5 protein-coding genes are annotated in these 6,649 nt (G+C 41.0%); 3 read left to right on the top strand and 2 right to left on the bottom strand.

Features of this window, described 5'->3' with window-relative positions; translation table 11 throughout:
- Nucleotides 1-251 precede the first annotated feature (251 nt).
- Nucleotides 252-1,697, bottom strand: a complete 1,446-nt coding sequence (gene viaA / locus ACED25_RS22715) for an ATPase RavA stimulator ViaA (protein ID WP_009845428.1) — start codon at nucleotides 1,695-1,697, stop codon at nucleotides 252-254.
- 12 nt (nucleotides 1,698-1,709) lie between these two features.
- A complete protein-coding gene (locus ACED25_RS22710; protein WP_012600558.1) occupies nucleotides 1,710-3,365 on the bottom strand; it encodes an ATPase RavA domain-containing protein in 1,656 nt (551 codons plus the stop codon).
- A gap of 287 nt (nucleotides 3,366-3,652) precedes the next feature.
- Between ACED25_RS22710 and ACED25_RS22705 the strand changes: the two genes are divergently transcribed.
- From ACED25_RS22705 to ACED25_RS22695, 3 genes are all read left to right on the top strand, one after another.
- Nucleotides 3,653-4,168 (top strand): NUDIX hydrolase, encoded by a 516-nt coding sequence (locus ACED25_RS22705; RefSeq protein WP_009845430.1) that lies wholly within the window; start codon nucleotides 3,653-3,655, stop codon nucleotides 4,166-4,168.
- A gap of 40 nt (nucleotides 4,169-4,208) precedes the next feature.
- Complete coding sequence (gene ltaE, locus ACED25_RS22700; protein ID WP_009845431.1) at nucleotides 4,209-5,213, top strand: low-specificity L-threonine aldolase; 1,005 nt, start codon at nucleotides 4,209-4,211, stop codon at nucleotides 5,211-5,213.
- A 760-nt stretch (nucleotides 5,214-5,973) separates the two neighbouring features.
- The gene (locus ACED25_RS22695) at nucleotides 5,974-6,498 is read left to right on the top strand and encodes a hypothetical protein (RefSeq protein WP_012600556.1); all 525 of its coding nucleotides are present in this window, start codon (nucleotides 5,974-5,976) and stop codon (nucleotides 6,496-6,498) included.
- Nucleotides 6,499-6,649 lie beyond the last annotated feature (151 nt).

Raw genomic sequence — 6,649 nt, 5'->3', positions numbered from 1 at the left:
AACCGAGGTCCACGGATTTGCAATCCGCTGCATAGCCACTCTGCCAAGGCGCCTTTTCAATTCAACACTTTAGGGGCTAAAGCAAGCCACACCGCTGTGTTCGGGTGCCTACTTTACGGATCGCGGGGAGATAGTCAAACAAAAAAATGAATTTCAATTCCGTTTGCTGACATTTAAATCAAATTGCTGCATGTTCGATCTCTTCAATCAATAAACACGCAGCAAAATGGAGCAAATTAAGGAATTCGACGTTACCACTTCTTCATAAAACGACCGACTAGGCTTGGATGGTAAGCCCAACAATGGTCAAACATCGTCATAAGTTGTGGGTTGCCATATTTCGAAAGACTAACCGCATGAAAACGGTTTTTGTGCTCTTTCAATTTTTCAACCTGAGCAATCATTTCATCAGACTGCTTAGGAGCAATAAAGTCAGAAAGCACGATCAAATCTGCGTTCTTGTATTTGTCACCCGTCATCAAATCAATCGACTTCATCAGAACAGGTTCTAAATCTGTACCGCCATGGAATGAGTAGCTTAAAAAGTCACTCGCTTCACGTAGGCCATCTTGCCTTGTTAATTCATAGGTAATCTGCTCAGAAGAGAACAAAATCACGTAACAGTCTCTCTCTTCGGCTAGAGCTATCTGCATCAACGCATAAGCCATAGCTTTGGCTGACTGCTCTGGGAAACCGCTCATAGAACCAGAAGCGTCGACACAGACGATAAACGGGCCCTTTTCAATATCGATATTCTTGCTATCAGGCTTTTGCGCTTTCACTTTACGTAATGTCCGTGATTTACCTTGCGAACGATAGCTCAATAAACGCTTGTCGGCCAAGTGCTTATAAAAGATAACCTCAAGTTCAGGGTAAGCTAAGAACATGGTTTCGTTTGGCAGCATCTTGTTGAGATCATCACTTTCATGAATCCCAACAATATCATCGACTGCTTCATCGCTTTTCTCTTCAACCATCTGTAGTTCTTCTACAGGGGCTTTGTGTAGCGAAGGGTCATCTTCCTCACCAGCCATACGGCCTAGCTTTTCTGCGATCTCTTGCAAACCCTTGTGCTTATTCAGAAACTCAGCGTGGCGCTTCATGATGGTTAGGTCTGTTTTGCTTAATTTGGCCGATGCCATGTCCCACAAACGCCCTACACTGCCTTCATCGCCCGACTCTGTCACTTTGTCCATGTTTTTCATGGTTTCCATGCGCTGATAAAGATCAGCTAAGACTTTTTCTTTGCTTGTTTCGAGTTCGGTGACTTGAGCTTGTTTGATGGCGTCTGATAGCGATTGGTACCATTGATCACAAAAGTAATGTGGAAACATCGCGTTATAAACACCTTTATTGTTTTCCATCAAACGTCTTGCTTGTAGGTAAAATGCTGAGTGCCACTCCAGCTTCTTAATAACGCGATCAATCTCGTCAAAAAACTGAGATTCATCCCAGTAAATCACTTCTTGGTAAAGTGCGATTTCCTCTTGGAAACGGTCGGTTTCACACACTTTAGTGACGCGTTTTTTTACTTTACCGCGCCATTTAACTAAGTGGTTTTTGACTGATGTTTTCACACCTTTATTCTCAGCAGCCATCATCACTTGAGAACGAGCGATAAGATCATTCATCGCGGTATCAATGATACCTGAGTCAGCCACCATCAAAGCGAGGTTTAAGCCGTCAGCTCCTAACATATGCTCCCCCTCTTACTCAAAGTACTGACTCATGAACTTAATGCGTTGCGCGATCTTGCTACTCTTCACTTTTGTCGTTTCAAGCTCTTGTGTTACCGCCTGTAAGCTTGATTCCATCGCTTTCGGTAAATCAGGGTCAATATAGTTATGCGGTAATGCGTCATGGAATTCAGTGCGTACTCTTTTTAACTTGAATTCAGCTGCAGTTAACTGTTCTAGGGCTTTCTCAGCGCCATTCAACCACTTGTTATACAGTTCTTGATCTAAACCGTCAGTAGTCACCACACTCACCAATACAGAACGATTAGCAATATCTTTGATCACTAATTGATTCGATGCATCCAAGTCGAGCTTTAAGCGGCATAGATTTTTGTTTTCGTTTACGTAACCATAAATATCGCCATGACCTTCTTTTAGAACGCGGTCAAAATCATCTTTGGCTACATACACCCAACGACTATCGCCTTTCTCAGATTCAGACACCGACATATTGCTTTGCAGCATAACCAATTTAATAAGATTGTATGCGCTACCGACGCTGTACATTTTCGCGTTCTTGATATCATGTTGGTAAACGTCTTTACGTCGTAAGCCACTGGTTGACTCCACTGAGAGCGACACCGACAGAGTCGATTCAACATCATCTTGAATCTCTTCTAGCTCTTCACGAGACATTTCGATTTGAGATTTAGACTCTTGCTGATCAAACGCTCGGTTCAACGCAAAATCTTTTACAACGCTACGAACCACATCGCGAGATTCAGGGCTATGCCACAAACAATCTTGAAGAAGCATAATATCGAGCGGGTTAACGCTATCACGGCCACTGAAGAATGCGCTCGCTTTCAATAGTTTAACCGCTTTCTTCCAGCGTCTGTCCGAAACATACAAATCCGACTCTGACGCTGAGCCTTGCTTCTTAACCGTGTCTTCAAGCATGGTTTTTAGCTCAAATAACTTGTTAAACGAATTATCCGTCAACTCCAGATTATCGAGTTCTTTCTGCCATTGATGATATTCAATGTCTGTAATCGCTAACCCTTTGGGAATGACAGCTTCTTGAGAAGTACCTGTCGTTAGCATCGATTTGAAGTTTTGTTTGTTTTGAATACGGTTGACGAACACACGAACTAACATTCGGTCATAAAGTGCTTCTAGTCCACTGTCTTCGTCAGGAAGTTCATTAGACGCTGAAACCAACAAGCGCATCGGCACACGCTCAATGTCTGCGCCGTTTTTAAATGTCTTTTCGTTAACCACAGTCAGTAACGTATTGAGAATGGCAGGGCCTGCTTTCCAGATCTCATCAAGGAATACAACTTGCGCGGTTGGTAGGTAGCCTTCGGTCAGCCTTACGTAACGACCGTTGTCTTTTAATTCTTGAATGCTTAGTGGGCCGAACACTTCCTCAGGAGTAGAGAAACGTGTCATCAAATATTCGAAGTAGCTACTGTTGTCAAAAGCCTGGATGAGGCGTTTAGCGATAAGGCTTTTTGCGATACCCGGAGGGCCCAATAGGAACACACTTTCGCCAGCCAGAGCCGCCAGTAAACAAAGCTTAATGGTGTCTTCTCTTTCATAAACGCCATCAGAGAGAGCATGCGCTAATTTATTGATTCTTTCAGAGAGTAGCGCCTTGTCAGCATGTGAGGAAATAGAAGGGTTCATGCGTTACTCCGAAAATCTTTGAACAGTTGAGAGTGTAGATACGTTTTTATACATTTGTTAGCACTTTGTTACAAGTATCTTTTATTATTTAGTTGCCTTTATATCAGATGGTTAAGCTGCAATTTTCGCGCAATCATAGATTCCAATTATGAGAGTAGCATCACGAATGGTGTGAAACTAAATCTATTGTTAACCCTAATTTTTCTTTTATTTTCGACACCATAGACGTTATGGTGGTACACGTCTTCAGTTATAAGAAAAATTGGCAAGGAAAGTGGCCAGATTGCATGAGTAAAGTTATCCATCAATGGAAAAGTATTTCTCTTATAGAAGAGAACGTGACGCTCCCTACGAACGTCGTGGTAAAACATACAACAATAAACCACCCCGGCGCGGCCGTTATTCTTCCTATCACTTCGTCTGGAAAAATCATCCTCATTAACCAGTTTCGTCCTTCTCTTAAGAAATGGCTTTTGGAACTCCCTGCTGGCACGATGGAAATTGATGAGACACCTCTTCAATGTGCACAACGCGAACTCGAAGAAGAAACGGGTTACAGTGCAACTTATTTCCAGAGCTTGGGACAAGTTACCCCTTTAGCTGGCTTCTGTGATGAGATCCAACACTTGTTCATCGCAAAAGACTTAAGCCTTACTACCCGCTTTGAATGTGATGAAGATGAAGTAATAGAGGTTATCGAACTTAGCTTGGAAGAACTGCAACATAAAATTCGCAACGATCAAATTACCGATACCAAAACCATCGCTTGTTTAAGCAAAGCCCAACTATGTGGCCATCTATAGCCAATTATATGACTACCTAATAGTACTCTAGGAGATAAACATGGACTTTCGTTCTGACACCGTAACTAAACCTTCGCAAGCTATGCGTGATGTAATGGCAAATGCAGAAGTAGGCGATGATGTATATGGCGATGACCCAACCGTCAACGAACTGGAACAATGGGCTGCAAATGAAACCGGTTTTGAAGCGGCTATGTTCACTTCTTCCGGCACACAGGCCAACCTACTGGGTTTAATGGCGCACTGTGAGCGTGGTGACGAATACCTTTGTGGCCAACAAGCGCACAACTACAAATACGAAGCTGGCGGCGCTGCAGTATTAGGCTCGATTCAACCTCAGCCAATCGAGAACAACCCTGACGGCACGTTAGATTTTAAAAAGCTTGCTGCAGCGATTAAGCCAGACGACAGCCACTTTGCTCGTACTAAGCTTCTTAGTTTAGAAAACACAATCAATGGTAAAGTGCTGCCAGTCTCTTACCTAGCGGAAGCGCGTGAGTTCGTAAACCAACACGGCCTGCAAATGCACTTAGATGGCGCGCGTGTCTATAACGCGGCGGCTGCACTAGATGTTCACATTAAAGAGATCGCACAACACTTCGATTCGATGACAATTTGTTTATCAAAAGGTTTGGGTGCTCCAATTGGCTCTCTACTTCTTGGTAGCAAAGCGTACATCGCTAAAGCTCGTCGATTGCGTAAAATGGTCGGTGGTGGTATGCGTCAGGCTGGTATTCTTGCTGCAGCAGGTAAAATGGCGCTCACGGAGAACGTGGCTCAACTTAAAGTAGACCATGAAAACGCAAAAAAACTAGCGATTGGTCTAAGCAAGTTAGAAGGTTTCTCAGTTAACCCCGATTTCATTCAGACTAATATTGTGTTTGCGAAGTTAGATCAGTCGATCGATATTAACCGTATCGCACGGGAGTTAGGAGAGCAAGGCATTACAATGTCACCAGGTAACCCTGTACGTTTTGTTACTCATAGAGATATCAGTTCAAAAGACATCGCGACTTTCCTAACTAAGTTGGAAAGTGCGCTTTAACGCTGAACAAGATTCGCATTAAAGCAATTAAGACTAGAGCTTCCCTTACGAAGCTTTAGTCTTTTAAAAAAAATCATTCACCTCTTCCACCTCACCTATACCTATACCGACTAATCTGCCTAATAGACTCAACTAAATTAACTGCAACAGAACGCAATCTTGTTTTGGCCTATGTGAATACCTTCTATGTATTAAACCTGCGTTTAAGTATTAAATTATCGTTAAATTTCGATTTTCATTTGTGAGATTAAATTTTTCATGCACGATAAAATCAAATAATTTAATCGTAATAATTTAATTTTTATTTGCCATGCGTACGGTATTTAAGAATAAAACACACCAATTCTAAAAAAACATCGTAAGAGGCTAATTTAAATAGAAATTACCAACTAATATAGATAGCCACTTTTCACTATTACAATTAAAAATCGTCACATTCAAATTATAAACCAGTGAATAAAACTAAAAATAAAATATTCCTGGAAGAATAATCCATCGAAAAATTCACCAAAAATAACGCCGTAGACCATAGTTCTAATTTTATCAATTAATAAAAATCCACTCGTAAATTTAACTGTGGGTCAAAAACTGCCTATCTAATTGAAAACAAAATTATTATCTAAAAATGTACTATTTATACCTTACCTTAAACTCATACTAAAACTCATACTTCGTCTAAATAATAAACTTTTTTTACTACTTCACCATTTTTTAAAGCACTTATAGTTTTGAAAGTTAAGCAACAGGTTACATTCAATCAATGAGAGGTGAAATGATGATTAGAGCATTCGTATTTATTCACAAATTCATCGTCTCAACGTTAATTTTTAGTCTGTCACTTTCATTCTACACCAGTGCTAACACCTTAACGTTAGGAATTAATGGCCAGATCAAAGATCGATGCGAAATAAATTTCTTTTCTGGCAATGTCATGAAGTTTACGGAACGCCGTGATGTGCAACTATTGCCTTTTAATATGTATTGTAACCGTCCGTTGGGTATAACGATTAATTCAAAATATGGAGGCTTAAAATATCAACACCAAGGGGTTGATATTATTGAAACTTATAATCTGTCATTACAAATAGACGAGCTTCGTCTTTATGAAAGTAGGCACAGCAGCCAACTTACTTCACCAGTAATGATAAACAGTTCTGGTGTTATTCCTTTCTCTCAACAGGGGAGCCTTAGGGTAGCACTCGAAAATAGCTTGCGTTTCGCGGGTTATTATCAAGACGTTATTGAGATCGAAGTTTACCCTTCGATTCATAGCGTGACCAAGTAAAAGCTCTGCAATGTATCTGCAGAACAACATACGCTCAGCAGTATTCGAGCCAATCATTTAAGATAAAGGAATTTCTAATGAAAAAGCTAACACTCTACGCGGCTTTGTTGCGTAATTCAATGGAACTAAATCAAGAACCTACGATCTGATC

The organism is Vibrio sp. 1F263, assembly GCF_041439035.1.
Taxonomy (GTDB): Bacteria; Pseudomonadota; Gammaproteobacteria; order Enterobacterales; family Vibrionaceae; genus Vibrio; species Vibrio tasmaniensis_A.
This window is presented reverse-complemented; position numbering and strand designations above follow the sequence as displayed.